This window comes from Paraburkholderia sp. D15, from assembly GCF_029910215.1.
In the GTDB taxonomy this organism is placed as follows: domain Bacteria; phylum Pseudomonadota; class Gammaproteobacteria; order Burkholderiales; family Burkholderiaceae; genus Paraburkholderia.
This window is the reverse complement of sequence record NZ_CP110396.1, coordinates 1,359,860-1,385,668: the sequence shown is the minus strand read 5'-3', so window position 1 is coordinate 1,385,668 and position 25,809 is coordinate 1,359,860. Positions and strand designations below refer to the sequence as shown.

Sequence of the window (25,809 nt, the reverse complement as noted above, 5' to 3'; positions counted from 1 at the left end):
AGCGGTTTGTTTTTCAAAGGGTTTTCCTAGCAAAGGCCAACAGGCAAAGGGCGATGCGATGGCAAAGACTACAGACGGAAATACAGGCGGAAATAAAGCGGCAGGCACACGCTCCAAGGAGCCGACCAGAAAGGTCACCGAGGCCAGGCTCGATTCTTCCGCCAGAAAAACGTCTACTGCCAGTGTCGCCCCGGTTGCGGGGAAGAAATCCTTGACCGGTTCGGCTGCACGAGCCGAACCGGTCAAGGCGGCGAAGTCGGTATCACCACCGGTCGCGAAACGGCCGGGTGTCAGAAGCGCAAGGGAAGCGGCTGTCGCGCAGGACGATGCGGCAGTTCGCGAGGTTCCAGTATCCACGGTTCAACCGGCTGGCGTCCACCAGCCGCGAGTCGAGACTACAGCCGGTACGGCGAACTCCATGACGAAAAAGCTGAACGAAGTACCCGTCGATGACGACGCAACCCAAAGCGAAGAAAACCCTGTGGCCGCAGCGCCGGCCAAAGTGGAAAAGGCCAAGGCTCGCGACCGTCGTGCAAAGGAAAAGGCGCTGCTGAAAGACGCGTTCGCGTCGTCGCAGCCCGGCACGGTCGAGGAAATCGAGGAGCGCCGCTCCAAGCTGCGCGCGCTGATCAAGCTCGGCAAGGAGCGCGGCTTCCTCACGTACGCCGAAATCAACGACCACCTGCCGGACAATTTCACCGAGACCGAGGCGATCGAAGGCATCATCAGCACGTTCAACGACATGGGCGTGGCGGTGTACGAGCAGGCCCCGGACGCTGAAACGCTGCTGCTGAACGACAACGCGCCCGCCGCCTCGTCGGATGACGAAGTGGAAGAGGAAGCCGAAGTCGCGCTGTCCACGGTCGACTCCGAGTTCGGCCGCACCACCGACCCGGTCCGCATGTACATGCGCGAAATGGGCACGGTCGAACTGCTGACGCGTGAAGGCGAAATCGAAATCGCCAAGCGGATCGAAGACGGTCTGAAGCACATGGTGATGGCCATCTCCGCGTGCCCGACCACGATCGCCGACATTCTCGCCATGGCCGAGCGCGTCGCGAACGAGGAAATTCGCATTGACGAACTGGTCGACGGACTGATCGACGCCAACGCGGAAGACGCGGACGGCTTTTCCGCGCAGGAAGCGGAAGCGATCGAGAGCGAGGACGAAGAGGACGAGGAAGAGTCCGACGAGGACGAGGAAGAGGACGACGGCACCGCGCAAGCCACGGCCAACGCGGCGCAGATGGAAGCGCTCAAGCGCGCGTCGCTCGAAAAGTTTGCCCTCATCAGCGAATGGTTCGACAAGATGCGTCGCGCGTTCGAGAAGGAAGGCTACAAGTCCAAGTCGTACCTGAAGGCGCAGGAAACCATCCAGAACGAGCTGATGACGATCCGCTTCACCGCGCGTACCGTCGAACGGCTGTGCGACACGTTGCGCGCGCAGGTGGACGAAGTGCGCCAGGTCGAGCGTCAGATTCTGCACACGGTAGTCGACAAGTGCGGCATGCCGCGCGCCGAATTCATCGCGCGTTTCCCTGGCAGCGAGACGGATCTCGAATGGGCTGACCGGATCGTCGGTGAAGGTCATGCGTACAGCGCCATTCTCACGCGGAATATCCCGGCAATTCGCGAGCAGCAGCAGCGTCTGCTCGACCTGCAGGCGCGCGTCGTGTTGCCGCTGAAGGATCTGAAGGAAACCAACCGTCAGATGGCGGCCGGCGAACTGAAGGCGCGTCAGGCCAAGCGCGAAATGACCGAGGCGAATTTGCGTCTCGTGATCTCCATCGCGAAGAAGTACACGAACCGCGGTCTGCAGTTCCTCGACCTGATCCAGGAGGGCAACATCGGCCTGATGAAGGCGGTGGACAAGTTCGAATATCGCCGCGGGTACAAGTTCTCCACGTACGCCACGTGGTGGATTCGCCAGGCCATTACGCGTTCCATCGCCGACCAGGCGCGCACGATCCGGATTCCGGTTCATATGATCGAAACGATCAACAAGATGAACCGCATTTCGCGTCAGATCCTGCAGGAAACCGGTCTCGAGCCGGATCCGGCCACGCTGGCCGAAAAGATGGAAATGCCGGAGGACAAGATCCGCAAGATCATGAAGATCGCGAAGGAGCCGATCTCCATGGAAACGCCGATCGGCGACGACGACGATTCGCATCTGGGCGACTTTATCGAAGACACGAACACGGTGGCGCCGGCGGACGCGGCATTGCACGCCAGCATGCGCGACGTGGTGAAGGACGTGCTCGATTCGCTGACGCCGCGCGAAGCGAAGGTTCTGCGCATGCGCTTCGGCATCGAAATGAGCACCGATCACACGCTCGAGGAAGTCGGCAAGCAGTTCGACGTGACGCGTGAGCGGATCCGTCAGATCGAGGCCAAGGCGCTGCGCAAGCTGCGTCATCCGAGCCGTTCGGACAAGCTGAAGTCGTTCCTCGAAGGGAATTGATCGGCAACTGTCGGCCGAGGTAAATGACGTAGCGGTTACAAATGGGGCTTCCCGGTTGTTTCGCGTGAGCGAAGCGGTTGCGGAGGCCCCTTTTTCGTGTACTTTTCGTGTAGTATGTCGCGCAATCGATGAACTGGCCCGGCCTTCTGACCGGGTCTTTTCGTTAGGGCTGGACGCCGTGCTGGTTGCAGGCAGCGGACTCATAATACTCTGCTGTATTTCGGAAAGCCTTGCTGGATAAGGTTTTGCGAGGAGTGCAAAAGCTCTTTTGTAATTAGGCTACTTCTAGGCTACGCAACTTTTCCTAGGGTAGAATAGCGAATCGGGCCTCTAGCTCATGCTTGGTTAGAGCAGCGGACTTAGCAAAGGCTCACCTAAACCATGCAGCACGGCATGGTGAGCCGTGAATGGGTTGCCGTGGGGCAAGTTAGCTCTGCCCTGCGGTAGAATCGCTCAAAGTCGGGGAACGCTTCTGTGCAAGTCACAATGCCAATCCCGAGCCAAGCCTAATGAAGGAAATTGGGAAGGTGTAGAGACTGAACGGGCGAGTCGTAAAGACAAGAGACAGTCCAGACCACAAACCCGAAAGGGGCGGTGAAAACCGTAGCTGGTAAGCATAATCCGTTGGTGCCGTGTTCGACTCACGGGAGGCCCACCAAATACTTGAAAGCCACTCTTCGGGGTGGCTTTTTCTTTTGCTGCGCGCTAACTTCCAGCCGTGTTCTGAGGCAACTCAGAGGTCCAGAATCTCACCAAAAACAACCCCTTCTATAGAGTGCCCCTGACTGATTGCTTGTGAAAAATCCTGAGGGAAGAAGCTGAAAAGTCATGTTTCCTTTGTCACGAATATTCTTTGTCAGTGTCGCGCCAGTCGTCCAGGTAGATACCACATTCATGATTCCAGTAGCTTGATACTGTGCGTCATTGTCGGAATCATAGAATGCAATCTGAGGGCTACCAGAAACAATTTGTGCGCCGAGCATTACAGTATGTGGAAACTTGTCACTGGAACTCCAGATAACATTCTGGCATGTTTGAGGAGCCCCCCATTGAGCAAAAGTTGTAGTCTCCAGACCTTGCCAGTATGAGAGAGGCAAAAAGGTCATTGAAGTCTGAGCCTGAGATACCCCTGATATGATCATGAGGCCGGCGAGAAGTGCGATATATTTAAGAAAGCTTTTCATTGTTGTTGTCTCCATATTCTTATTGTTGTGTATATATCTATACCGGATATTTTTCTTGTTGCAAGCCAGATATGAAAAAGCCCTCATGAAGAGGGCGTTTTTCTGAATCTCTTAGATTAGAAACCAATATTGATACCTGCTCCGATTGCTACACCTCCAGCTTGTGTCGCACCGGAAACCTTCAGGTTAACAACTGCCTGAGGAGTGAAGCGGTGGAATACTCCGACAGAGTAACCGAATGCTCCACGGTAAGATCCCAAGCCGAGACCAAGCTGTGTATCTGAACCGCTTGAAGGGTTGTAGATATTAGAGCCGATAGCTGCTGTCATTGCTCCAATGCCGTCGATTCTTTGGCCCAAGTTATCAATGCGTCCGTTCAGTCCAGACAGCTTGCTATCTGTGTATGCGTTTGCACTGTTCAGAGTGTTAGCTCCGACTGTATCTGTGTAAGTCTTTGATTGTGATACCGCCGCTGCTTGTGCATCTTGAACTTGCCCGACGTTTGCAGCGTCTGTTGAAGCTGTGCCAGCATTCACTCCATGAATCTGTCCGTTTCCAGCAATAGTCACATCACCGCTTGATCCATTGTTGTAATGAACTGCATTTGGATCAGTATTGCTAGTCTGAACTGGAGGAGGTGTAGTTCCGCCGGTGTTAGTAGTGGTATTGATATTGTTAATCTGGGTCTGTAAGTTCGTGTTGACCGCATTCAACTGGTTCAAATTCACTGCGTCTGTCCCTGCGATTCCTGGAGCTACCCCAGAAATTACAGTGTTCTGAAGCAAAACATGAGCATATGTTCCGTCAGTGTAATTTACGGATAAAGGATTGGTTCCTGCACTGATACCAGAAAGCAATGCATTCAACTGACCAAGAGGCACGGCTTGATCATTTGTTTGAGCATATGCCACACCGGAAATTGTGCGAAGGACGTTAGCCGGAGCGTAGCCCACTGCAAAATCGTAATCAGAAGTGGTGTATGAACCCTTGCCGATAGCAACTGAATTATTGCCAAAATTCTGTGCTGCGCCGATTGCAATAGAATCGCTACCAGTAGCCATGCCTGCTCCAATAGTAATTGCATTGGGACCTGAGGCAACCGCTGTCGAGCCCAATGCTACTGAGCCGCTGTTGCTTGCATTAGCTCCGTTTCCGATAGCAACTGAGTTCGAGCCGGAAGCTTGTGCTGCACTTCCGATTGCTGTTGCGACACTTCCGGTTGCCAAAGCACTATTACCTATGGCGATATCACTTGTCTGTGTAGTTTGTGCAGAAGAGCCCAGAGCAACTGAATTGTCTAACTGAGACAGGGAGTTTGCACCGATAGCAATTGAATTGAAGGCACGAGAATATTGTCCTGCTGCTTCGATTCCAGTCACGCCTACTGCTGCGTTATTACCGATAGCAATCGCACCGCCAACGTTAGTTGCTGGCCCAAACACATGAGCACTGGCATTGTTGCCCAACACTACCGAGTTCGAAGCTCCTGCTGCTGCATTTGTGCCCAGAGCTAAAGAATTGGAGTATGGCGAAACTGCCTGAAAGCCGATAGCGATTGACTGGATTGTTGCTTGAGCGGCATATCCGAAAGCTAGACCATACAAGCCTGTCGCCTGAGCGTTCATTCCAAAGGCCATGCTGTAGTCGGCTTGGGCTGTTGATAGATAACCCAGAGCTACTGAATACTGCCCGACAGCATGACTGTAGGAGCCGATTGAAGTGCTACCTATTCCATTTGCCTGAGCACTATGACCTAAAGCCGTGGTGTCATCTCCTTGCGCAAAACTGCTTGTGCCGACTGCTGTAGCTCCGTTGCCGGTTGTGCCGTCATAAGAACCAGCTTGCGAAGAATAACCAACTGCCGTGCCACTTGAATTCGTGACATTCGCATTGGGACCCACTGCGGTGCCCGTGCTATCAAAAGTGCTTTGGGCGAAAGCTGGCAAAAAGGTACTTGTTCCGAATACAGCTAGAAAGACATGAATCGTTATCTTCTTTAATTTTAAGTTTGTTGTTTTCTTCATATACGCAATCTCCTTTATTGTTGTTATTGCTATATTCTTATAGCAAAATAAAAGAGATTGTCAATTACATAGAAGGTAAGACACCAAATATATTTTAAGAGAAAAGAAAAAAGCCCCGAGGGAGGGGCTTTTAGAGATTGTCACCATGTAGGGAGATAGTGTGACAATCCAGGGGAAAAGGAATCAATGCATGAATAATATATATACGAGAAAAACTACAAGAGCAATTGCAAGAGGTCCAACTATTTTTGCTCCTTGAAGAATTCCGTCTGCCGTATCTTCGTGAATGGCTATATTTTTCTGTGCGAGTTCGTTGTTGAAGTGTTGTTTGTCGATTTCTGTCTGTGTTACTTTCATTTATAGGGTCTCCTTGTTATTGTGTTTTATAAGTTTATTGTTTAGTTGTCGCAGATTGACTAGCATTAGTCATGATAACCTGAATCGGAAGCAAAACATTCCACTGAGCCTCAACGAAATCATGAAATGACAATTCTCCGTTTGTAAATTTAAACAGGTTCTGAGCGACTGTGAGACTTAGCTCTGTAGCAAATTCTTTGTGGTGGTTCGCCATACCGTCAGCAGTTTCAGCAAGTTTCGTGAGAAAGCGTTGTTCTTCAGTCGCAGGTATAGCTATAGAAAATATTTCGATTGCTTCTTTACTCATATGTCATCCTTTTTTAGTTGTATGTATTATGTGTAACACAATATCACGCAAAGTCAACGGTTTAAGAAAGAAAAAAGCTCCTTAGATAAGGAGCCAGTTTCATATTTCATGTTCGTTTGAAATTTTGAAGAGATCGGTGTTTGTAGTTAAGTTTTGGTAATCGCTCATACATTTGCTCGATCACCCGTTTCGTGAATTCAGTGTAAGAAAGCCCGTTCTTCTTCAGGTGATCGGTGATCTGAGCATGCTGTGATTGGTCAAAGTATGTATGCACGCGGTCAACCGGGGCGAGGTCGCTAAAGACCTTGGTCTCAAATGACCGGCTCTGAGTGGGTACGTTCGCCACATAGTCAAAACTGACTGCAAGTGCCATGCTGTGGGAGCAGCGAAGCTCGGTGGCTATGCTGTGCAGGAGTTCTCTATGACGGGCGGTGGTGAATTTCATAACCTTGCATTTGTATTGGGCATATTGGCCGGTGGGTCTCTTAGTCCGTAATGACATTGCGCACCTCCTGGCTCGTGAAATTCTCAGGGATGATATCTCGTGCGTCCGCAATGGCTACCAGATCCTCAGTGACAGTCCTCCAGTCCTCATGCGGCTGTTGTAGGGCATGCAGGAAGGCTTCCTGGCTGTCGCTCGCTCTCACGGGTATATGAGCCTCTTCGAGCACGACTCTGACTCTTCTAATCTTGATTGTGAAATTCTCCATGTGTCTCCTTTTGTTTTTAGGTTGGTTGGGTAAGCAGATTCCATACAGTCCAGATAAACGCGGCAAGCAGACGGGTCGAGAAATTGATAAATCTCCCATGATCCAGTAGCTGCCAGTTCAGGACAGACAGGACAACAGCAAGAGATAGGAGCAGGGCGGATTGCTCCAGATAGGCAACGCGATTCTGAAATTGCTCTTTCTTGTCCTTTTCTCCCTCACTTGAAGCGAAAGAGTAGCTAATCCGCGCCTTTATATATTGATGCACGAACCAGATTGTAAAAAAAGTTCCCCATGGCGGAATAGCAAGGGCAAAGTGAAGCAATCTTATTTTCATGTTGTTTTCTCTCGTTGTTATCACTTATATATAACAGACAGAAAAATAAATTCAAGAGTATTGGCCTTGACATGCGGAAAACAGTACGCCACGATTAGACAAAGTAAATAAATAGGAGGAAAGTATGTTTGAGCATGTTGTAGTTCCCGCCCGGACGAATGTCCGCGTAGATCCAGAGAGCATGAGCAAGCTTGGTGGTGCGACAGGCAAGTTTCTGGTTCTGGGTATGCTGTCAGTGCTCACCGTTGTGCCCGGTCTTGCCTTGCTCAACGAAGGCAATCACCTGCTTGTCAGCCTCGGACTGATAGCCATGGGTTCGGTGCCGACGACACTTCTTATGGGTATGGTGTGCAGGGGTGGATTGGGCCTGCTCTCTGCCGTAGGTCGTAGCTTCACAGGTAGCAAGCCAAAAACCTCGCACTACTCAAAGGTAGTTCGATAAAAAGCCCCTCATCGTAGGGGCTTTATCTTTTCTTCCCTGCCAAACTTCAGATCTTGAATTTTCGGGCCTGTGTTATAGATCGCTCAGCCTTCTGAGTCAGGTCTCGCTGCATTTTGAAGTAGCTAAGGCACTTCGTTACCTCGTTCCTGATCTCTTTATCAACGTTTTCCAGATTAACGCTTGTCTCGGTCATTTTGTAGTGGCTTACAACATCCGATAGTTTTAGCTCTAACGGTTCGAAGGTTGGAACCTCAACAGGAGGATAATATTTGCGCTTGTTTAGTTCTTGGGCTTGCCTAATTCTTTCCAATGCATTTCGGTCATGGATAAATATAGCCCAATGAACTGTATCGAGGATATCTGAATGATCGGTGCCGACAGGTAACTCAGGGTATTGTTCTAAATCATGCTTGGTGAAATGTTCGGATCGAATAATTCCCGCTCTCAAGCGTTTGATATAGTTCTGACTTTCAGTTGTCTCATAATTATCTAAGTCATCTATAACGATATTTTGCATGGTCTTCTCCTCATATTTTCATTTTTCTTGATTGTGTCATTGTTGGCTGCGATTTCTGAGTCAGGTCTCGTTGCATCTTTTCGTGCATGAAATAAGAATTGACTGATTTCCTTAGGTCAGGCTCAAGCTTGTGAAGGTTGATAGTTTTTTCGGTCATGCCGTAGTGCTTGATTACGTCACCCAAGCTAATTTCGAGAGGTTTGAAGGTTGGAACATCTACAGGCTCATCACTTGGACGAAGTAAGTTTTTATCTCTAGCATTTTTAATCCTATCGAATTGCCTTTCATGATTTACAGTGACGGATTTGTGAAAAGTGCCAAGTATCTCCTCATTGGTCGCCAGTGAAGAGCGCGCGAATTCTTTGAGATTGTTTTTGGTAAAACTGGTCGCATCCCTAATTGAACAACGGAGATCTGAGTGAAATTTGGAACACTGCATACACTCTGCCTTATAAAGAGTATGTAAATTCTCGTATTCAAATTTCTCTTCATGGACACTCAAGCCAAGTTCCGAACCTAAAACATTCGAGACATCCCTTTGAAGCCTGTTCCAATCGTCATAATGCAAACCGTTTAGATTCTCCTTGTCAACATAGAAACCTTGTGTAGACCATAGATCGGCTCTCAACTCGTCCCCAACATACCTCAGGTTTTGGGGGAACTGCAAGATTGCGTGATAGGCAAGCTCTTTGTCGTTCTTTAAAGAGTCATCCACCTCGGGATAGAGCCATTTGTGATCAGTCTGCTGAAGGGCTTCCAAGACGAACAGCCGGTCGTCTCCATGGATTGCCATAATTTGCGCTCCAGTGTGATCATCCATTTCGTCCTGCGTCAGTAGGCCAAGTGCAACATCGCGGTTCTTGTAAACATCCGGGCGAACGAGTACGAACGATTCTTGCATGTGATTGTTGTTCTTCAATGCTTCAACTACTGCTGGAATGTCATACCAGTCTTCTATTTCATTGGGTTTGTCGTCGAGCTCACGCTGTCCGAATCTCTTGTCTAGCTCATAGTATCGGTTTAGTTCTTCTTGCGTCATAAGGTCTCCTTGTTATTTAAATTTGTGGGTGTGTGTATGGGTCTGTGAAGCATTGACAATTAGCAAGCTTCGCTGCTCAGTTGCCTGGTGATAGGTGCTCACAAAGCCCATTTTCTGCTCGTCTGTCCTGCCTTTCAGGTGCTTATCCATGTCCTCAGGAAGCACGGGCAGGGCATGCATGGCTTGCTGGATTCGGAAGAGGTAGCGAATATTGTTCTTCTGATACGGGGAGGCGTAGCTCTGAATCAGCGGGAAAAAGAAGTCCCCCTGCTCGTCGTAGTAGAAATATTGGAGCATGCGGACAAAGAACATGTCGTTGCTGAGATTCTTCGGGTCGATACAACTAAAAAACTCGTCGTATGATTTTTGTTGTTGTGGCTCAGGGTGGTTCCACACCAGTGCTTCTATTCTTTTAATTTACAGCTTTTCTTTGAATAGCTGGAGAGCGTAGGCAACCGCATAGGGGTTGGTCCAATCAACTGTCTCGCCCAATATCTCTTCAATCTTCCTTCTTAGTTGTTCTTTTTCCATGTTCTCCTCTTTGGTCTCTTCACTTACTTGTAACAGAAATTGAAATTAATTCAAAATCTGTTATAGGAAAAGAATAACTACAAAAAAGGAGGAGATATGGCGATTGAGAAAAAAGGAAAAATAGATGTCTATGAGGCTTGGACCAAGAACATGATTGAAAGCCTTGAGCGTTCTCACAAATATGAGACGCCTTGGTTTGCCTGCAATGAGCTACCGAATAATCCGGTGACAGGCACTCGCTATCGGGGGGTAAATTTCTTTAACCTCATGAGTGCTGGTTTCCAAGATCCACGGTTCATGACTTACAACAATGCCATGGAGCTAGCCAAGGAGCGCGGCGAAAACATTCATGTGCGAAAGGGTGAGACTGGAATACCGGTCTATAAGGGTGTGCAAGTCAAGCTCAAGCCTCGGGAAGGCGAAGATGAGCGATTTGTTATCGATGAGAACGGGCAAAAGCAACCCGCAATGATTACTGTTCTTGCCTATGCCGGGACCGTGTTCAACGGTTCTCAAATTGAAGGGCTTGAGCCGTATGTCGTGCCTGACCGGGAGGTCGTTCGAAATGAAGACGGTGAGCTTATCATCCAGGTGGCTCAGGAAAAGCTCGGTATCAAGATTGTTGAGCATGAAACGGGGGGAGCGTATTACGTGCCTTCGTCGGACACGATCCATGTGCCGACAGCCAAGCTCTTCAAAAATGACTTGCACCGTTACCAGACGGTCACCCATGAGATTGCGCATGCAACAGGACACCCTACGCGTCAGAACCGCGATATGAGCGGAAAATTCGGCTCTTTGTCCTATGCACGTGAAGAGCTAGTGGCCGAAATGACCAGCTACTACCTTTCGGCCTATGCGAATCTTAGTTATGACGAGCGGGGTCATGAAAACCATGCTGCCTATATCCAGAGTTGGCTTAAGGGAGCCAAGGAAGAAAAGAAATATCTTTACACGTCTGCTGTGGAGGCCAGCAAGGCTGCGGATCTGGTTATCAATGCCGTCGAAGGATACAAGCTGGAGGTTGCACAATCGAAAGAGCGTGAGCTTTCCCTCGACCAATCAGTATCAAAAATTACGGTGGCTCCAGAAGTCAAGATCCAGCATAGACAGGTGGCAAAAGTGCGTGAACGAAGCCAGGACTTGCAAATGGTTCAGAGCATGAGCCGGATTGCCATGTAAGTTAAAACCCCTCAATTGAGGGGCTTTTTGTTAGATAGACACTGAAGGTTTGTTGTCCTTTTTCTTCGCTGGTGGCCGTTTCTTGGCGGTGGCCGGCTTCGCTATCTTATCGATTGCTGCGTCCTGCTTAGCCTCATCAGTCTTGTAGGTCAGGGGCTTTTCGTTGGCAGTGTAGATATTGTGATACATGTCATTAAAGCCAATCTTGAACCCTTCTTCAAGCTCAGGCTTGCCCTGAAATTCCTTGGGGATTTCAATGGTGCCGCCGTCAGGGGGAAGTTTGCCTGACTGGTGAAGTTGATGAGCGTAACTGGAAGCCGCCTGACTCGCTTTCACTGAGACTTCGAGGGCAGTGACTTCAGGGTTACCCTTTTTATGTTCGTCATAAGCTTTCAGTGCGTCCTCGGCTCTTCGAGTCCAAGTGTCTAAGGTTGCATCGGCTGGATTCGCTGGCGTGTCAGTTTTGACCTTGGGGGTGTAGGACTTCACTTCCTGGAGCTTCTTCTTGTCGTCAAAGCGAACCTCAACATTCTGACCGACCTTGAAGCGTGAATTTATCGTCTTCCAGCGGTTCTTGAATTCCTCGGCGCCATTAAGAAGGTTGCTCACGGGAACAAGCTGGAAAAACTGAACGTTGTCCTTGGTGCCAGTCTTGAGACCCACAAAATACTCACCGACCTTGAACACTTCGCCACGGACAAATGGTGTCTTGTTGGTGCCGAAAGCTGGAGGAACGCCTACTCTGAAGTCAGCTCCTAATTTTTGGTCAGTTAGCTCGGGACCGTATTTTTCTACGGCTTCCATTTTGGCTGCTCTCAGTTCCTTGTCTTTGGTAACAAAAACGGCTTTTTGCTTCGATACGGTTTCATTGAGCCATCTGGCTTGCTCAGGATTGTCCACTAGCTGTTGCTGGTCGTAGACGAAGGTTCGTGTGCGCTTATCGTATGGCAAGCTCTTTTCAGCCTCGCTCGTGACTTCCTTTCCTTTGCCATTCTTCGCAGCATAGTCAAAGATTCCGCAAACGTCGTGGTCATGAGTGACGGTGACACGGTATTCTTTTTTGAGGTTGGAGATTGTGAATCCTGAATCGTTCACACAGGGTGAGAGTGTTTGATAGTTATCCATAATGCTTTCCTTTAGATCAGATTATGGTGAACTCATAGCGCAAAAGCAGGGATTGTCAACGTCTGTGATTTCCCCTTTGGGAGAATGCACCTTGCCGGTGGGGGCAGGAATGGACAGAGACAAGCGACGGGAGCATGCAGGCCTGACGGCAACGACTTCGTAGAAGAGGCGTGTGGGGCATGGTGTTGCTTGCGGCTAGCAGAAACCTCCCGCGAGGGGGAAGCTGTAGGAATGAAGAAAACCCTCTTTCGAGGGCTTTTTATATCTGAGTATTGTCAGATTAGGACACTGTGTCTTGGCAGGAAGAAGGCAGATACTTCTTAGCTGCCGTGCCTGGGCCGCACGCCCATTGGATATTGCCGTTGGCATCAGGGTTAGCCTTAAGCAAAGCAGTTGTGCCAGCAAGATTTTTGTTAGCTGCGTTGCCGTAGGTGATAGTGATTAAGCCTGCGGCCTGGTCGATACCGGAAACATACTTGCCAGTTGGGCTAGTAAGATTTAGGGTTGTTAAGTCAGGGGCTGGGGTGCCAGTCTGAGCATAATTTTCAGCGAATGCAGTCTGAATTCCGCCTGCTAATTGCAGACCTTCAGAGGCTTGAGCGCGGATTGTGTAGTCTTGGTAAGCAGGTAATGCTACTGCGGCCAAGATACCGACGATTGCTACAGTGATCATAAGTTCGATCAGTGTGAAACCCTTCTGTGCCCCGGTCTTCGCCAAATTCAATTTTGTTATTTTTGTCATAATTTTGGTCTCCTTATTGTTATTGTTGTGATTTTTCTTACGACCTTTAAACTATAAGTTTAAAAAATCAATTGTCAACGCACCCCTGCTAGAAATCAGAACTTTCCGACGAACGGTTAGCTATCGCTGTTCGCTGGCTGAATGTCGGCTTGAATCGATCCGGGTGTTGCCTGAACACACTGGCTCACTCCTGCTCCATACTTAACAAATGAATTTGAGAATTTGCAGGTATAGAAGAGGTGGCCTTGGTCATCGAGATTTGGCGAGTAATCGACAATTGCCATTTCGAGCCCCTTGTTGGACTTAAGCTGTGCTCCGTGTGCGGTGTCGCCAATAGTTACGATGAAGTGCCCGTTGATTAGCTCAGCGCTTGCGTAGGCACTGCCCGGTATCGTCGCTGTGCCAAGATCAATGTTGGTCATAGGCCACATGTGCTTCATGTTGTAATAGGTAATACCAGGGCGGACTAGGCCATTGCCATATGCCAAGGAGATCTGGACTTCCTGCTTCATGAAGTTAAGTCGCCATGTGACTGTAGACGCAACCGCCATGATTCCGATTATAGATACTGCTACCATTGCTCCGATAAGCAAAAAGCCCCGGGCGTTTGTTGTTTTTAGTTTCATAGTCCTCCTTATAAAAAATGTCGTTGTTATAGAATCGCGTCTTGGCATGAGGTTGGAAGAAATTGTTTCTCCATGTTCAGACCGGGTCCACACAGCCATTGCAAGGTTCCGTCCGGCATTTCGACCGGCTTAAGTAGCAGTTGTGCAGTCGAACCCGATAGCTTCTTATTTGTGGCTGGCTGGTTGAATATGACTTCGATAGCTTGATTCTGAATCGTCCAGACCTGCGAATATTTGCCTGTGGCTTTGAAGTCGTAGGGGATACCAGAGCCTCCGTCCACCATGATCGCTGCCAAATCTCCGGTTTGTGCGTATAGCTCACCGATCTGGGCCTTTACCGCTCCAGTCAACTGAATTCCTTCTGATACTTGAGCCCGAATTGTATAGTCCTGATATTGGGCTATTGCTACTGCTGCTAGAATCCCAACGATTGCAACGGCGATCATGAGTTCGATCAAGGTGAAACCGGCAGTTTTGATTTTTCTAATATGCATGGTCTCCTCCTTAGTTCTGGCAAATTGTGGGGAGATATCTCTTATCGACCGGGTTATTTGCACCTGAGGTCGTGCATGTCCAGGTGACTGAAGACCCGTCATTTGCCTGACCTATGAGCAACAGGTTTTTGCCTTGAATGTTCTTGTTGGCACTGTTCCCGTAAGTCGTCTGAAGCGTGATGCTTGCGTTGGCCCCGTTGGAGCTTGTGCCCGCTGTCATTGTCATGCTGGAATATTTTCCGCTCGGGATGTTCAATCCCATGTCAGCATTGGTGACTGGAAAACTCCCATACTGTGCATAGTATTCAACCGTGGGCGTTTTGAACCCGTCCATTAGACCAATCCCTTCAGATACTTCGCTTCTCACAAGATAGTCGAGATATGCCGGTATGGTTAACGCGGAAAGTATTCCGACTATCGCTACTGTGATCATGAGTTCAATCAATGTGAACCCATTCTGTCTTTTCCCCCTTATATTCATTACTTGTCTCCTTTATTGTAATAGTTATGAATTAACCATAACAAAAAAAGAAGAAATTGCAAGGCTTTGCATATACAAAAAAGCTCCCTAAGGAGCTTTCTCTATTTTTACAGCCATCCACTTGGCATTCGACCGACTGAACGATTCAATGGCGCTCTTGCTGGAGCATCTGGTTTGGCAATTTCGATAGGTTGATAGTCGAAGTGCAATCCCTGTTCAACTGCTTGCTCCTTAGCAATGCCTACAGGGTCTGGAATCTGCTCGTCAATTGATTTGGCAGGGTCAATCTTCACGCTCGCAAGTGCAGGTAGCTCGCGGCTGAGGTCGTGGGTGCTGACATAGGTCGGATTCTTGCCGAGAAGGGCGGCAAAGGCTTCAGGTGAGTCGAACATCGCTTGAACGCCTGCCGTCCCTCTGATGTCTTGTATGCGTTGGCCGGCACGGCTCACATAGCTATAGCTGATATGGGCCAGAACTGCTTTTTTGTTTTCAGGCGTTGGAGACTTGGCATAGGTAAGCAGGGGAGACTTCAAGTCGCTTGGTATGCTGCCTCGCTTGTAGTTGTTATACATGAGAGCGGCTTTCTCGTTGGGCTTCAGGTTTTCGTATAAAGCACATGGAGCCGTCACTGAAGCAGAAGCTCCGCACAAGGCTTTCACTGCGGGAGCATCGTATTGCGGTAAAACTCCTTGGACCAGTGAAGCCGCTTGCTCGGGTGTCAGATTGACTGAGCGAGCTTGAGCCTGAAGTGTGTCTTGCTCCGCTTGGCTCACGAAACCAGATAGCTGTGTGGGGTCGCTCAGGATTGGTCGTCCCAAGCTCTCCATCATTGCTCGGGTGTGAAATTTGGCATTGAAGCCATACCCGATTGCGTACCCCTTATTGTCTGGATAATACTGCCCTCGGTAGCCCTCATATTGGGAAATGATCGCAGTCTTGTAGTCGCCCTTATCGAAAGCTGCCTGTGCGACGTTGGAGCCGACATTGTTGACCTTGGCAAATCCTTGGGCTTTCTTGGCAAAAGGTGGAGGCTCACTACCTGGGGAAGGCGAAACGGGAGGCTGAGAAGCTACGGCTACAGGGCTTGAAGCAGGGGCAGTTTGAGCTTGTGTGCTTGAAGCTGGAAGACTAGCTTGAGCGGGTGCTTTGAAATCTCCAAAGAGTGTTTCTTGACCTGATAAACCTAGTGCACTGGCTGCATCTTGATCAGGTGCCTTCTTATGGTGGCTTGCAACAAGTCCACCTATTCCTAATGTTGCGACTATCGCAGTAGTTAGGAGTATCTTTCTTTTCTTCTTCATCTATTTTCCTTGTTGTTGTCTATTCTTCTTATACAATAAACAAGGAAATAGTCAATGTGTGTGTTACCTGTTTGTTAAGTATTAGGTGCAATAAAAATCCCCGTCAAGCGGGGAAGTTGTTTTATAAACCGAGAATTGCTTTGGCCTTATCCAAAATTTTGTTATTTCTGGTTTTGCTGGTGTCAATTGGTTTGAAATTTTCGTCGAGTGCAAGTGTTTTCAGAAAGTCATGGCGGTTGATATCTCCACGGTTCCAGTCGCATATCGCGGTAAAGCTGTTTTTGAGCTTCTGAAGGTCTTTGTCAGTCACTACAAACTGAGCTTCCTTGCTTACAGACAGGGTTGCTGCGGTGCCAAGTCCACTATTGCCTTTTGGCGAGATAGGCTCAAAATCATAATCTGTGTTCTTCGTTAGAGCGAACCATTTCATGAAGTTCGCTTTTCTACTAATGGCACGCATCCATTTGCTGTGTGGGTTTTGCTGGTCGAAGTAAGGAGACCCCATGTGGATTGTGGCAGTGTTACCAAGGTCCAGAATTTCTCCTGGTAGATTGTTCACAAGGATCTTGCTTTTACCGACACGCTGCCTTACCAGTTCCAGGGTTGCAGGCGAAGAATTAAAGCTGCCGATTGTGCCGAATGTTTCCATGAAAGCTGTTGCTTCATTCTGGCTCATTTTCGCCAGCAATCCTTCGAAGGTTTGGGTAGCGTAGATACTAATGATATCGAGGCTTCGGCCAATCGGAGTAATAGCCAAGTCTTCTTTTGTTACTGAACTGTGACACTCATCCATCAAGACAACAACCTTTGAGTGACCACAATCGACTCTTTTCAATCCAAGGTTTTCGCGTTTTTTGACTGCCGAATAAAGGCGAGACTTCATGAGAGCCTGAATTGCGAGGCCGGCTCTTCCGTATAAGGTTTCTGATAGAGCGAGACCATAGCGATGTGCAAGCTTGAGAACGTTTTCAATATCTATGTCACTTTCCTCTGAATGAGTCCATGCAATCAGTTTTGAAGATTTCTGAAATTCGTTGAGCCAGCTATTGACGGTCGATGTAAATTTAGATTTTGTCTCGGCATCAATCTGTGAGTACTCAACGAACTTTTGCATTGCTGTGTATAGCTCAGTGCCAGGTTCGTAAAGTTCTGGTTGAAACCCAAGCCGATCAAAGATAGGGTGCGTCATTCTTGGTTCTGCGTCGGGGTCGTCAGATTTTATCTTCTCATAGGGCTTGCAGAAGTCCATCATTGTGTTGAAGTAAGCATTGGGGGACTTGCTTGCACCCGTATATTCAATCAAAGCAATGTGAAACACCATGCCGTAGTATGCGATAGTGTGTGCATTGGTGTAAAAATAAGCATTTGCTCCGTCAGCGGCTTTCTCGGAAAAAATAGCTAATAAAGTGTTTGTTACTTCTTCTGGGGTAGAGCCATGGATATAGTTCAAATTTTTAACGGTATAGGGGCTGATCACCAGGTCAAGAATGGAACGGGAATCGTGGGGCAAGCTACCTTTGCCATCGCCTAACAGAATACCAATCATGTCGGTAGTGTCGAGTCCATTTCTCTTCTTGAACTCGTAATTTCTTAAACGCTTCTGGATTTCAGCCGCTTCTTTAACCTGCTTCTGGATACGGTTGAATAATTCTCCCGATGTCTTTGCGGTGTCTGGGTCGGACTTGAAGTCAAGGCCGGTTGCCTTGAATACATCTTCGGATAGCTCATTTTCTTTCGTGTTTATATCTTGAGTGTTATTCATATTATACAGTCTCCTTATTTAGTAATTTATATTCTTCTTCCAGCATCGCGTCATACTTATATTCTATGTCCAGCAATTCACGTTTGGTTAGTTCATGACGATTGGTTTGAAATTTTCGCTCTGCTATCAATGAGTTGATAACTTCAGTTTTTATTCTGTCGAGATCTGCAATATCTCTTTTTTCCTGGTCTCGCCTTCCATTCATTGAATCCAGTTGACTATCCCATTCATCCATTACTTCTTTGCGGATTTCCTCTTTATCTTGCTCAGTAAGTGAGTCAAAGTGAAGGTTTTTGGTCCGTGCAATCCATGCTTCCTCAAGCCAGAATCCTCGTAATAGAACTCGAAGAAGGGTCGTTTTCCCGGTTCCTGGTCTGCCAAACCAAATGATTGAACGAGACATGTCCTTGATTGAGGTCCGGGCTTCCAATCCGGCGTCAGGTGCCAGAGAGTCACCATGGGCAGTCAGGGCTCCGATTGCTTCGCCAAGTGCCACTGCATAGGTCTTGTCAGTAATGACATTCGCTGCCTGAGTTAGTCGAGCCTCGTTCTGGGTGGAGCGAATTGACGAAACCAAAGCACCGTTGAAGTGGCGGGCGGTTTCGGCCAGCACATGGGCATAGCGGCGGTTCTCTCTGCGATAAAACACATATGGAATCATTGCGGGGGCAAGGAAAGCGGCTATGCCTGAAATCGTCGTGAAGCCCGTTGAGCCATACAGTGCGGCTCCAGCACCAAACGGGAGAAGGTGCGGAAGGTAGGTAATGATCGATCCGAACCCAGCGAAGAAGCCAAATATGACCAGTTCCCAAACACTGAACATCGTCCAGAGCATTGCCAGATAGATGACCGGAATCGCCGCGCCAAGCAGTGGCATGCCCAGAACCATGAGGATATGACCCAAGCCTACTGAACCAGTCCAGAAGCCCAACATGAGAGGCCTTGCAGGACTCTGTCCTCCAATAGTTGCGTCTTCGAGGGAAATGATACTGACTACTGGGTGCCCAGTAGAGTTGACCAGCAAGTCACCCTTCACGTCCTTCAGATCTGTTGGTATGTGGTCGCCTTGTGGAACATCGTGTCTAAAAAAGCAGTCGTCAACGATTTCCTCAGATTCTTCAATGTAATCCTGGACAGGAAAGAGACCTTTGAAGAATGCGCTTGTGTTCTTCGCGTGCTTGCTTGCTTTCTCCTTAACATTTTTAAGTTGTTTCAGTTGTTCTTCCATATTTCTTATTCTCCTTTAAGTATTGCGTTGTATTTGTCAGTTAGCTCCTGAGCCTTTTGATTAAAAGTGGCTTCGTCAATCTGGTGAGCCTTGGCTTGTGCCTTCAAGTCGTTGGCTTGCTGTTTAATGTCGGCAAGTTTTTGCTCCTTGGTTTCCCCAATGGAAGAAACGGAGGAGGTTGCTGAATGGGTGGCACTGCTGATACTGGAGGTTAGTGAGTGAAGCCCTGACTCGGCGTGGGAGATAGCGCTCACAATCAAGCTCGTTGAAAAAGTAAAGCCGATAGATAAAACCATAGCAATGCTGTATGCCTTGTTGGCAACACTGCGTCTTACCTTTGACCACTTTGAGTTTCGACTCATTACAGCATGCTTATCTGCATTTCTATGGTCGAAGTGGTCCGGGTTTACTTTCTTTCTGTCATCAGGCATGCAATAAAATTCTTTGTTTGATATTACATCTCCATTTGCAAGCTTATATTTACCGCTCTCCATGTCAGGAAGTAATGCTGCTGATAACGGCGCAAGTAGTTTCGTGCCTATAGTAATTCGTTTTTTATTTCTTATCATCTATTTCTCCTTTATATTGACTTTCGGTGTCTTACCTTTTATATATATAAAGGAAAGTTTGAAAAAAGCAATAGCTAAAAAGAAAAAAGGAGACATATGGAAGCTAAATTAATAGAAGAGTATCTGAAGAAAACGGAAAACGAGAAGGAAAAAGAGGAGCTTATAGCGGCGGTGAGGGAGTCAATGGTGTTCTTCCCAAGTGATACTCAGGATCTGCTTATCTTTGCTCTATCAAACCTGCCAAAGGAGAAACAGGCAGTCTTTTTGGAGACAGCAAAAAGATTGGAAGTATTAGGCGATAAGAGCCTGCTCGTCAGTTTATTAGGCCAGCAAGTTCATTTTCGCGTCCTTGCAGACGCAATAAGTGCAGCGGCAACAATGGAGAGCAGGTTTGAGAGTGGGGCCGAGCGTGCTGTGGGCAAGCAAGTCAAGAAGCTCGATGATGCGGTTGACAATTCCGAGTCAAAAGTGCACAACCTCCTAACTCAGATAAAAATAGATCTTGGACAAGCCGCTACGGATTGGGCTAACCTAGAAAGAAAATGGTCCAGTCTTATAAATCAAGTAAACAAATTTCATGAGGATAAGAATAAAAGTGCCGAAAAAGAATTTTCTAAAAAGGAAGCTCTTTTGGACAAGAAAGTTATTGCAATAGAAAAAGATGTTGAGCGTATTTATAGTAACAAAGCAGTGGAAGAGATCTCCGAGTCAGTGACAAAAATAGTTCTTGGGAAACTTGGCTGGAAGGTTGTCGGATTTTTGATCGGAGTGAATCTGGGAGTCAGTGCAACTGTTGGAATTGTTTTATGGGAAATATTCAAGAAAACCGCGATGCAATAACAAAAGCCCCTTTCGGGGCTTAAGTTTAGGAGAAGTTCTGTCCTCGTTTCACCGATTGGCTTCTAGCCTCTACCTGCTGCCTCATAGTCTCCATGAATTTGTCATGAGGATTTATGAATTCGGAAATTGGACGGCTTGCTCGAACACGGCTTAACAATTTCTGGTTATCGCGCTCCTGCTCTTGCTGGCGCTGTTGCTCGATCTTGGCTTCTCGTTGAGCAATAAGCTGGGCTTGCTGGGCTAGAAATGCCTTGTGCTTTTCCTCAGGCGACTGCGTGGTCTCAACCTTCCACTCGTTGCGATAGGTCTCAACCTTCTGACCGCTGTTGTCCTTTAGGACCACATCCTCTTTACCCTGCTTATCAAGCTTCACATGGTCGCCAAGCTGGACTGCTTCAGTCAGATCTTCTTTCTGGAATGCCTTTGCGAAGTCGACACCCCAACGAGTCACTTCCTGACCGTTATTTTTCAGGGTCACAAAGTAGCTGTCGCTATTCTTTGGGTCATGCTTGTAGGGGGCTGCGCCGTGGGCTAGCAATGTGCCGGTGAGTGTTTGCTCAGTCCTTACGTCTGGCTCGATAGCTGGAACCTCTGGAGCCTTCTCAGGTGCTTTCTGCGCGGTCTGAACAGGTGCAACTTCCTTCATGGCTTCTGAAGAGGCTACAGGGGCGTTTTGAAGCTGTTTCTGGGCCTGCATCGCTTCATAGCGTTCTCTGTAACGGCCATGGCGTGCCTTCTGCTCCTCCATGGTGGAGAAGCCTTCAGTTGCTGGCTTCATGTTGACTACAAAGCTCTGTGATTCGCGGTTCAAATCAGGATACTGTTTCTCGATATCGCGGATACGATCCGCATGGGCAACACGGCTATATTGTGTGTATGCGTCAAGCAAATCCTCTGTTGGAGCTATCTTGTTGGCAACCCTATCGGCATACCCGACCAGGAACCTTTCCTTCTCAACAGCCTGGCGAGCTTCCTGTAGTTGCCAATCGCCGTTTGCAGTGTCGAAATCGTTCTTCTGAAGACCGTGAGCCTCAGTCATGGAACGATAGGCGATAGACACGGCTTCTTCTGCCTTGTGACGGGCTTCCTCGTCGCTCAAGTCACCAGTGATGTCTCCGTGCTTTCTGTCCTGAATGTGGCGCTCCTTAGTCTCGCCCCCAATGCCCATGTAGTAGTCAATAGCCTGACCGGTTGTGATATCAAACATGGTGGAAAGCTGGCTATTTGCATAGCCCTTCATGAGTGCGCCCTGGTCGTAAATTCCGACAATGCTCATGTAGTCAAAAGCGTCTTTGTTCAGAATACGGCTGTCGCTCAAGTAGTCCTTAAACATACCTTCCTCGAAAGCCTGATTGAGATCGTCCAGGCTTGGATTGGTTAGTTGGCGATACTCAGCCAGATCAGCTTCACGTTTGTTCGCTACTTGTGCCCAATCGGATTCCTTCTCGACATAGGCAGGCTCCTGAACTACCGGCTCAGCTACGGGTAGGGTTGGAGCAACTTCTTCACGTTGAGTCATGACATTCTCAGTAACCCGATTTATAAAAATTTGTGCGTCAGGGTCAACGGTGATTTGGGTAGCAATCTCTTCCTGGTGGATCTGATAGTTCAGATACAGAGCCTGGAGCTTTGGAGAAATTTCGTGTTCAAGTCCATCGAACTCGGCCGCACGGTAAGCGAAAATCTCTTTTTCGAGGTCATGGCGCTCGTGCAGGACATGCCACTGCTCAGGAGGGGCATTAAGAAAATCATTTGCATGTGCGTCCTGCATGGCCTTTTGGGCTAGCTTCTCAACCTGGACGAATTCAGGCTGGATAGGGTCGGCTAGCTCGTCTAACAAATTCATGCGTTCATTCACGGCATAGTCCTCGCCACGGTTCAAAAACTGGCTCTCTATGCGTGAAAAAGTATAGAAGTCGCGGGGCAACTCCATGGTCATGCCAATGTTGGTCAGCAGCTTGTTTTGCAGATCCTGCAAGCTGTATCTTTCTTCTACCTTCGGTGCGTCCACTGAAACAGGTAACGCAACCTGTTCCGTGATTTCTTCAATAATTGGTGTCACCTGAACTGTCATAGGCCCCAAGTCCTGATAGAGCCAGTCCATGGTTCCCTCAGGGATAGTTGTTATGAATTTGAACTCGTCGTAGTTGGCGGGTCTCCATGCAAATTGTTCGTCTATATCTATAGCCATACTGTCTCCTTTTGTGTTATAAAATTACTATAACGAAAATCTTTTTAAAATCAACTCGTTGACACCATATAAGTCACTTTTCTTCAGTATTTAATAGTGCTGTTATTTCATCGCTAAAAATATTGTCAGCATCCCTGGCAGGGGTGGGCTGAGATAAGTTCTCATACTTCGATTCCTGAGCATTTGCATATGTCGCTAAGTCCTCGTCCGTTAATTCAGGGGTGGAGTCATGGCTCATGTCGAAAACCTGATCGCTCTCGTCGCCTTCCTCCTTAGCTGCGTCGGAAATGGGCTTTGGGTAAATCTCGTCAAAGATTGCTCGCACGTCTACTTCAGGCGGCTCCTTGGCAATCTGGTAGGTCCACTTCGCAGGTTCAAGGCGAGACTTAGCGCCGCTGAATCTTATGAGAGGGTTGTGGAGAATGTAGGCATTCTCATTGTTAGACGGGAGGTAGAGCATGCGAATTTTCATTTCGTCAGGCATGCCAAGCAATTGGTCGATAAGGTCATGCTTGTTGGCAAGTGCCTCCCTGTTCTTGAGCCATGTTCGAAGCCGGTCTGTCACGGTGGGACGATAGTCACCGTTTATATCGAGACCAAGCTTGCTGTTGATCTCAGACGGGTGAATCACGATATCGTCATGAACCTGCCAGTTTTCACTAAACGAAATCTTGCCGTCACTTGTGCTCTGAGAGCGGTGGAATTTATTGATTTTCTTGTTACCGACAACTTCAGAGAGAATTTTTGAGGTCTCGCCCTGGTTCGATCCGAACACGAAGAGGTTGCCTGTGTTGCCTAGCAGGAAGTCAACGAACTCCTTCTTGTAGATTGAGACAAGTTGGCTCAAGTCCTGACAAGCAAGCCAAATCGAAATTCCACGAGAAGCGAACAATTCGAGCCAGCGTTTAATGTCCTTCTCAATGTTGCCGAGTGTCTGAAATTCATCCAGCATGACATAGAATTTCCGCACAATCCCCATGTCCTTGTCGTCCATGTATGTGCCGCCTAGCACGACACTGGTCATGTAAGAAAGGGCGGCATTGATAAGGGGAGTCGTTACCTCTGGGAAGTCGGCACTTTGCTTGAAGACAAAGTATTTCTTCTCCGGATTCTCATCGCGAATCCAGTCACCAAACGAAACTCGTTTCGTGCCCTCGAATCGATCCCATTCTTTCCAGCGTTGCAAAATTGGCTTGCCCCCGCTCAGCGATGTCATATGATCGTTATGGGAGAGTGAGGTGAGAGTAGCAAGCTCGAAACCCTTCAACTTTGAGCAAACGATATCGAACACCTCTCGCATGCCGCCTTTTTGCCATGCAGTGAGTTCAGCATGGATTGCATTCCATGGATCTTTCAGGCCGTGCTTGCGAATGAGGGCTCGATAAATGAAGTCATGCGTCTGGCGATTCAGGAAGGCGAGGGCGCAGTAAGCGTCTGCCGCGTCATCGTTGGCAAAACTCCTGCGGTGGCCTTGGCGCATTTCTCCGGCGGTCAGTTCTAGTAGCTCAGGAATTGCTTCGAGTGGGCAGATCACTGCTTTTTCGTCTTCAGTGAGGTTCTGGCCGGCGAGCTTCATGACCTCCTTATAGTCCTGTCTCAGGATTTCCTGGAGGTCTCTCCACTTCCACTGTTTGGCTCCTTTGGTCTGATTCAAACCTCGGACAAGGCCACGAAATACGATATTCGGGACAATGTGGTGATAGTTGGTCTTGGGCTTGCCGTCTACCACGTTTTCAAGGTCGAACATGGGATGCAGGGCTTCTGCCAGCGTAAGAATGTTTTCTTCGTATGACAGCATGCGAACGGACATCTGCTTGATTTCATACTTCGTGTTGTAGCCGTCCCATACCATGGCAAGCGTGGTTATGTTCTTGATACCGTTGTTCACAGAAGTGGCAAGGTTGTCTTTGGATTCGCCGGTGCCCTCCAGTGCCTGAAGGAATTCAATTGCCTTGGGATAGAATTTGGCTACTTTATCTTTGTAGAGATAAGGGTTAGCGATAATGTCTTTGATAAGATGGACCGTATTATTTAATCCGTAGTCCTCAGGATATAGGTTAGCGAGAATTGCGGAAGCTGCACAACATACGGTGCGGGTGCTGGAGGTCCAGTGCGTGTTTTGTCCAGACGGTGCGTCAGGGACTTGCTGGAGCCAGAAGGTCTCCCAATGGTATTCAGTTATAAAATCTTTTGGCATGTGCCAGACAACCCCGTTTAGATCTTGAGGTGCAACAAGATATGCTTCAGCCGGTCTGATTTTTCCAGAGCGTTTGCTGCGTCGGTCCTTCACTGAGAACCACTTTGAGTAGTCATCTTTTGGAGTGTCTACGATCAAAACCTTCACATTGCCGCCGTGCTCATTCTCATGCTTGAACTGCATGAGAGGTCCGGTCATGGAGTTGGTCTTGCCTCGGCGCGAGCCCCCAACGAAGACAGAATGCGGCCGACGTTGGGTATCCGGCATGTAGATCACGTCCTTTGGTTTTAGCTCTTTGTAGCTGTTGCTGTTCATAGGATTGAAGTAGTAGCGGGTAGCCAGAATAAAAGCCGGTGGGCTTTTGGTGTTTGCCATCTGGTTATCGAACTGAGGCTTCAAAACGTCGAACGCATCGTCTTCTTCGTAGAGAACTTTTCCGCGCACCTGATATTCGTTCACGGCTGGCTTCATACTAATTTTGGCGAGCATGAATGAGGCAATGCAGGCGGTAGCAATAGACATGAACCAGCGATATGAGAGGAGACTGAGTTTGTCGACTTCTGGTGAATTAAGCCAGTCAATCCACTTCATGTAGAGCCAGTAGGTGTCACCCCGGAAATGTGGAATCAGTCTGCCAAGCCATACCTCATAAAACTCAAATACTAGCTGGCCGACCGGGTGATTGTTTCCCGGTGGCATGGGGAAAAATGGCAGGGCATGATTGAATAGGCCAACAGCCAACGTAAGTGTTAGCAAGAAAGATAGTATTCCTATCAGTATAGGCCCCCCCATGGGAACATATGCAATTGTTGTATCGAGGGGAGGTCTGGAGCCTGGCAGGAGGTAGATGACCTTTTTTTTCTTCTTCATGTTCGATCCTTCTTCTTATTGTTGTTTTCATTTATGTGTAACGCAACTAGGAAGGGGAAGCAAGTCCACCCATGGAAAAATCAAAGCTCGGGGTGGGGAAAGGAAATACTGCCGGCCAGCGCTTTAAATTTTGTCGTTCTGGGCGATTTGGAGGCTATCCCTACTTAACTAGGGAACTAACCAGGGAGAGCTTCAGCCTTTTTGTATAAGGCTTACAGCCATTTTTTCACTCTCCCTGGATGAATTTTAAAAAAGATTATATGGAGATGAGAGTAAGTAAGAGGAGACAGAA

General features: G+C 48.3%; 25 protein-coding genes. 4 read left to right on the top strand and 21 right to left on the bottom strand.

Annotated features, from left to right (window positions below; all coding sequences use genetic code 11):
* Positions 1-58: 58 nt before the first annotated feature.
* Positions 59-2,464 (top strand): RNA polymerase sigma factor RpoD, encoded by a 2,406-nt coding sequence (rpoD, locus tag LFL96_RS26145; protein WP_281003596.1) that lies wholly within the window; start codon positions 59-61, stop codon positions 2,462-2,464.
* A 749-nt stretch (positions 2,465-3,213) separates the two neighbouring features.
* Here the strand turns inward: rpoD and LFL96_RS26140 are convergent.
* From LFL96_RS26140 to LFL96_RS26110, 7 genes are all read right to left on the bottom strand, one after another.
* A complete protein-coding gene (locus tag LFL96_RS26140) occupies positions 3,214-3,648 on the bottom strand; it encodes a hypothetical protein (RefSeq protein ID WP_281003595.1) in 435 nt (144 codons plus the stop codon).
* Positions 3,649-3,764: 116 nt separating this feature from the next.
* Complete coding sequence (locus LFL96_RS26135; protein WP_281003594.1) at positions 3,765-5,672, bottom strand: YadA-like family protein; 1,908 nt, start codon at positions 5,670-5,672, stop codon at positions 3,765-3,767.
* Positions 5,673-5,855: 183 nt separating this feature from the next.
* Positions 5,856-6,029: a hypothetical protein gene (locus tag LFL96_RS26130; protein WP_281003593.1), complete on the bottom strand. Its 174-nt coding sequence runs from the start codon at positions 6,027-6,029 to the stop codon at positions 5,856-5,858.
* 34 nt (positions 6,030-6,063) lie between these two features.
* Complete coding sequence (locus tag LFL96_RS26125) at positions 6,064-6,336, bottom strand: hypothetical protein (protein WP_281003592.1); 273 nt, start codon at positions 6,334-6,336, stop codon at positions 6,064-6,066.
* Between the two features lie 106 nt (positions 6,337-6,442).
* Positions 6,443-6,781 (bottom strand): hypothetical protein, encoded by a 339-nt coding sequence (locus tag LFL96_RS26120; RefSeq protein ID WP_281003591.1) that lies wholly within the window; start codon positions 6,779-6,781, stop codon positions 6,443-6,445.
* Positions 6,782-6,821: 40 nt separating this feature from the next.
* Positions 6,822-7,046 (bottom strand): hypothetical protein, encoded by a 225-nt coding sequence (locus LFL96_RS26115; RefSeq protein ID WP_281003590.1) that lies wholly within the window; start codon positions 7,044-7,046, stop codon positions 6,822-6,824.
* A 16-nt stretch (positions 7,047-7,062) separates the two neighbouring features.
* Positions 7,063-7,380, bottom strand: a complete 318-nt coding sequence (locus LFL96_RS26110; RefSeq protein WP_281003589.1) for a hypothetical protein — start codon at positions 7,378-7,380, stop codon at positions 7,063-7,065.
* A gap of 181 nt (positions 7,381-7,561) precedes the next feature.
* On the opposite strand from LFL96_RS26110, the gene LFL96_RS26105 reads away from it, so the two are divergent.
* A complete protein-coding gene (locus LFL96_RS26105) occupies positions 7,562-7,822 on the top strand; it encodes a hypothetical protein (protein WP_281003588.1) in 261 nt (86 codons plus the stop codon).
* A gap of 46 nt (positions 7,823-7,868) precedes the next feature.
* Here the strand turns inward: LFL96_RS26105 and LFL96_RS26100 are convergent, their stop codons facing one another.
* Genes LFL96_RS26100 through LFL96_RS26090 form a run of 3 tightly spaced genes read right to left on the bottom strand, consistent with a single transcriptional unit; the run spans position 7,869 to position 9,774 of the window.
* Positions 7,869-8,339, bottom strand: a complete 471-nt coding sequence (locus LFL96_RS26100) for a hypothetical protein (RefSeq protein WP_281003587.1) — start codon at positions 8,337-8,339, stop codon at positions 7,869-7,871.
* A 10-nt stretch (positions 8,340-8,349) separates the two neighbouring features.
* On the bottom strand, positions 8,350-9,378 hold the full coding sequence (locus tag LFL96_RS26095; RefSeq protein ID WP_281003586.1) for a DUF4116 domain-containing protein: 1,029 nt from the start codon (positions 9,376-9,378) through the stop codon (positions 8,350-8,352).
* 12 nt (positions 9,379-9,390) lie between these two features.
* Positions 9,391-9,774, bottom strand: coding sequence for a hypothetical protein (locus LFL96_RS26090; protein WP_281003585.1), 384 nt, complete (start codon positions 9,772-9,774; stop codon positions 9,391-9,393).
* Positions 9,775-10,005: 231 nt separating this feature from the next.
* On the opposite strand from LFL96_RS26090, the gene LFL96_RS26085 reads away from it, so the two are divergent.
* Complete coding sequence (locus LFL96_RS26085; protein ID WP_281003584.1) at positions 10,006-11,091, top strand: zincin-like metallopeptidase domain-containing protein; 1,086 nt, start codon at positions 10,006-10,008, stop codon at positions 11,089-11,091.
* A gap of 30 nt (positions 11,092-11,121) precedes the next feature.
* On the opposite strand, the gene LFL96_RS26080 is transcribed toward LFL96_RS26085, so the two are convergent.
* The 9 genes from LFL96_RS26080 to LFL96_RS26040 form a co-directional block, all read right to left on the bottom strand.
* A complete protein-coding gene (locus LFL96_RS26080) occupies positions 11,122-12,216 on the bottom strand; it encodes a hypothetical protein (RefSeq protein ID WP_281003583.1) in 1,095 nt (364 codons plus the stop codon).
* 280 nt (positions 12,217-12,496) lie between these two features.
* On the bottom strand, positions 12,497-12,958 hold the full coding sequence (locus LFL96_RS26075) for a pilin (RefSeq protein ID WP_281003582.1): 462 nt from the start codon (positions 12,956-12,958) through the stop codon (positions 12,497-12,499).
* A gap of 116 nt (positions 12,959-13,074) precedes the next feature.
* On the bottom strand, positions 13,075-13,584 hold the full coding sequence (locus tag LFL96_RS26070; protein ID WP_281003581.1) for a hypothetical protein: 510 nt from the start codon (positions 13,582-13,584) through the stop codon (positions 13,075-13,077).
* A 26-nt stretch (positions 13,585-13,610) separates the two neighbouring features.
* The gene (locus LFL96_RS26065) at positions 13,611-14,078 is read right to left on the bottom strand and encodes a pilin (RefSeq protein ID WP_281003580.1); all 468 of its coding nucleotides are present in this window, start codon (positions 14,076-14,078) and stop codon (positions 13,611-13,613) included.
* Positions 14,079-14,088: 10 nt separating this feature from the next.
* Entirely contained in the window at positions 14,089-14,559 is a 471-nt protein-coding gene (locus tag LFL96_RS26060) for a pilin (RefSeq protein ID WP_281003579.1), read from the bottom strand.
* Positions 14,560-14,666: 107 nt separating this feature from the next.
* Positions 14,667-15,860, bottom strand: a complete 1,194-nt coding sequence (locus tag LFL96_RS26055) for a hypothetical protein (RefSeq protein WP_281003578.1) — start codon at positions 15,858-15,860, stop codon at positions 14,667-14,669.
* A 121-nt stretch (positions 15,861-15,981) separates the two neighbouring features.
* A complete protein-coding gene (locus tag LFL96_RS26050) occupies positions 15,982-17,622 on the bottom strand; it encodes a hypothetical protein (RefSeq protein ID WP_281003577.1) in 1,641 nt (546 codons plus the stop codon).
* 1 nt (position 17,623) lies between these two features.
* Entirely contained in the window at positions 17,624-18,850 is a 1,227-nt protein-coding gene (locus tag LFL96_RS26045) for a hypothetical protein (protein ID WP_281003576.1), read from the bottom strand.
* 5 nt (positions 18,851-18,855) lie between these two features.
* Complete coding sequence (locus tag LFL96_RS26040; protein WP_281003575.1) at positions 18,856-19,419, bottom strand: hypothetical protein; 564 nt, start codon at positions 19,417-19,419, stop codon at positions 18,856-18,858.
* Positions 19,420-19,515: 96 nt separating this feature from the next.
* Here LFL96_RS26040 and LFL96_RS26035 point away from each other — a divergent pair, with 96 nt between their 5' ends.
* Positions 19,516-20,259: a hypothetical protein gene (locus tag LFL96_RS26035; RefSeq protein WP_281003574.1), complete on the top strand. Its 744-nt coding sequence runs from the start codon at positions 19,516-19,518 to the stop codon at positions 20,257-20,259.
* Positions 20,260-20,284: 25 nt separating this feature from the next.
* Here the strand turns inward: LFL96_RS26035 and LFL96_RS26030 are convergent, their stop codons facing one another.
* Together LFL96_RS26030 and LFL96_RS26025 are read right to left on the bottom strand one after the other, a co-directional pair.
* On the bottom strand, positions 20,285-22,363 hold the full coding sequence (locus LFL96_RS26030) for a hypothetical protein (RefSeq protein ID WP_281003573.1): 2,079 nt from the start codon (positions 22,361-22,363) through the stop codon (positions 20,285-20,287).
* A 160-nt stretch (positions 22,364-22,523) separates the two neighbouring features.
* Positions 22,524-25,517 (bottom strand): type IV secretion system DNA-binding domain-containing protein, encoded by a 2,994-nt coding sequence (locus LFL96_RS26025; protein ID WP_281003572.1) that lies wholly within the window; start codon positions 25,515-25,517, stop codon positions 22,524-22,526.
* Positions 25,518-25,809: the final 292 nt, after the last annotated feature.

Excerpts from the sequence above, each read along its gene's own strand:
- rpoD (WP_281003596.1), top strand. The coding sequence starts at position 59 with ATGGCAAAGACTACAGACGGAAATACAGGCGGAAATAAAGCGGCAGGC.
- LFL96_RS26140 (WP_281003595.1), bottom strand. The coding sequence starts at position 3,648 with ATGAAAAGCTTTCTTAAATATATCGCACTTCTCGCCGGCCTCATGATC.
- LFL96_RS26135 (WP_281003594.1), bottom strand. The coding sequence starts at position 5,672 with ATGAAGAAAACAACAAACTTAAAATTAAAGAAGATAACGATTCATGTC.
- LFL96_RS26130 (WP_281003593.1), bottom strand. The coding sequence starts at position 6,029 with ATGAAAGTAACACAGACAGAAATCGACAAACAACACTTCAACAACGAA.
- LFL96_RS26125 (WP_281003592.1), bottom strand. The coding sequence starts at position 6,336 with ATGAGTAAAGAAGCAATCGAAATATTTTCTATAGCTATACCTGCGACT.
- LFL96_RS26120 (WP_281003591.1), bottom strand. The coding sequence starts at position 6,781 with ATGAAATTCACCACCGCCCGTCATAGAGAACTCCTGCACAGCATAGCC.
- LFL96_RS26115 (WP_281003590.1), bottom strand. The coding sequence starts at position 7,046 with ATGGAGAATTTCACAATCAAGATTAGAAGAGTCAGAGTCGTGCTCGAA.
- LFL96_RS26110 (WP_281003589.1), bottom strand. The coding sequence starts at position 7,380 with ATGAAAATAAGATTGCTTCACTTTGCCCTTGCTATTCCGCCATGGGGA.
- LFL96_RS26105 (WP_281003588.1), top strand. The coding sequence starts at position 7,562 with ATGAGCAAGCTTGGTGGTGCGACAGGCAAGTTTCTGGTTCTGGGTATG.
- LFL96_RS26100 (WP_281003587.1), bottom strand. The coding sequence starts at position 8,339 with ATGCAAAATATCGTTATAGATGACTTAGATAATTATGAGACAACTGAA.
- LFL96_RS26095 (WP_281003586.1), bottom strand. The coding sequence starts at position 9,378 with ATGACGCAAGAAGAACTAAACCGATACTATGAGCTAGACAAGAGATTC.
- LFL96_RS26085 (WP_281003584.1), top strand. The coding sequence starts at position 10,006 with ATGGCGATTGAGAAAAAAGGAAAAATAGATGTCTATGAGGCTTGGACC.
- LFL96_RS26080 (WP_281003583.1), bottom strand. The coding sequence starts at position 12,216 with ATGGATAACTATCAAACACTCTCACCCTGTGTGAACGATTCAGGATTC.
- LFL96_RS26075 (WP_281003582.1), bottom strand. The coding sequence starts at position 12,958 with ATGACAAAAATAACAAAATTGAATTTGGCGAAGACCGGGGCACAGAAG.
- LFL96_RS26070 (WP_281003581.1), bottom strand. The coding sequence starts at position 13,584 with ATGAAACTAAAAACAACAAACGCCCGGGGCTTTTTGCTTATCGGAGCA.
- LFL96_RS26065 (WP_281003580.1), bottom strand. The coding sequence starts at position 14,078 with ATGCATATTAGAAAAATCAAAACTGCCGGTTTCACCTTGATCGAACTC.
- LFL96_RS26060 (WP_281003579.1), bottom strand. The coding sequence starts at position 14,559 with ATGAATATAAGGGGGAAAAGACAGAATGGGTTCACATTGATTGAACTC.
- LFL96_RS26055 (WP_281003578.1), bottom strand. The coding sequence starts at position 15,860 with ATGAAGAAGAAAAGAAAGATACTCCTAACTACTGCGATAGTCGCAACA.
- LFL96_RS26050 (WP_281003577.1), bottom strand. The coding sequence starts at position 17,622 with ATGAATAACACTCAAGATATAAACACGAAAGAAAATGAGCTATCCGAA.
- LFL96_RS26045 (WP_281003576.1), bottom strand. The coding sequence starts at position 18,850 with ATGGAAGAACAACTGAAACAACTTAAAAATGTTAAGGAGAAAGCAAGC.
- LFL96_RS26040 (WP_281003575.1), bottom strand. The coding sequence starts at position 19,419 with ATGATAAGAAATAAAAAACGAATTACTATAGGCACGAAACTACTTGCG.
- LFL96_RS26035 (WP_281003574.1), top strand. The coding sequence starts at position 19,516 with ATGGAAGCTAAATTAATAGAAGAGTATCTGAAGAAAACGGAAAACGAG.
- LFL96_RS26030 (WP_281003573.1), bottom strand. The coding sequence starts at position 22,363 with ATGGACTGGCTCTATCAGGACTTGGGGCCTATGACAGTTCAGGTGACA.
- LFL96_RS26025 (WP_281003572.1), bottom strand. The coding sequence starts at position 25,517 with ATGAAGAAGAAAAAAAAGGTCATCTACCTCCTGCCAGGCTCCAGACCT.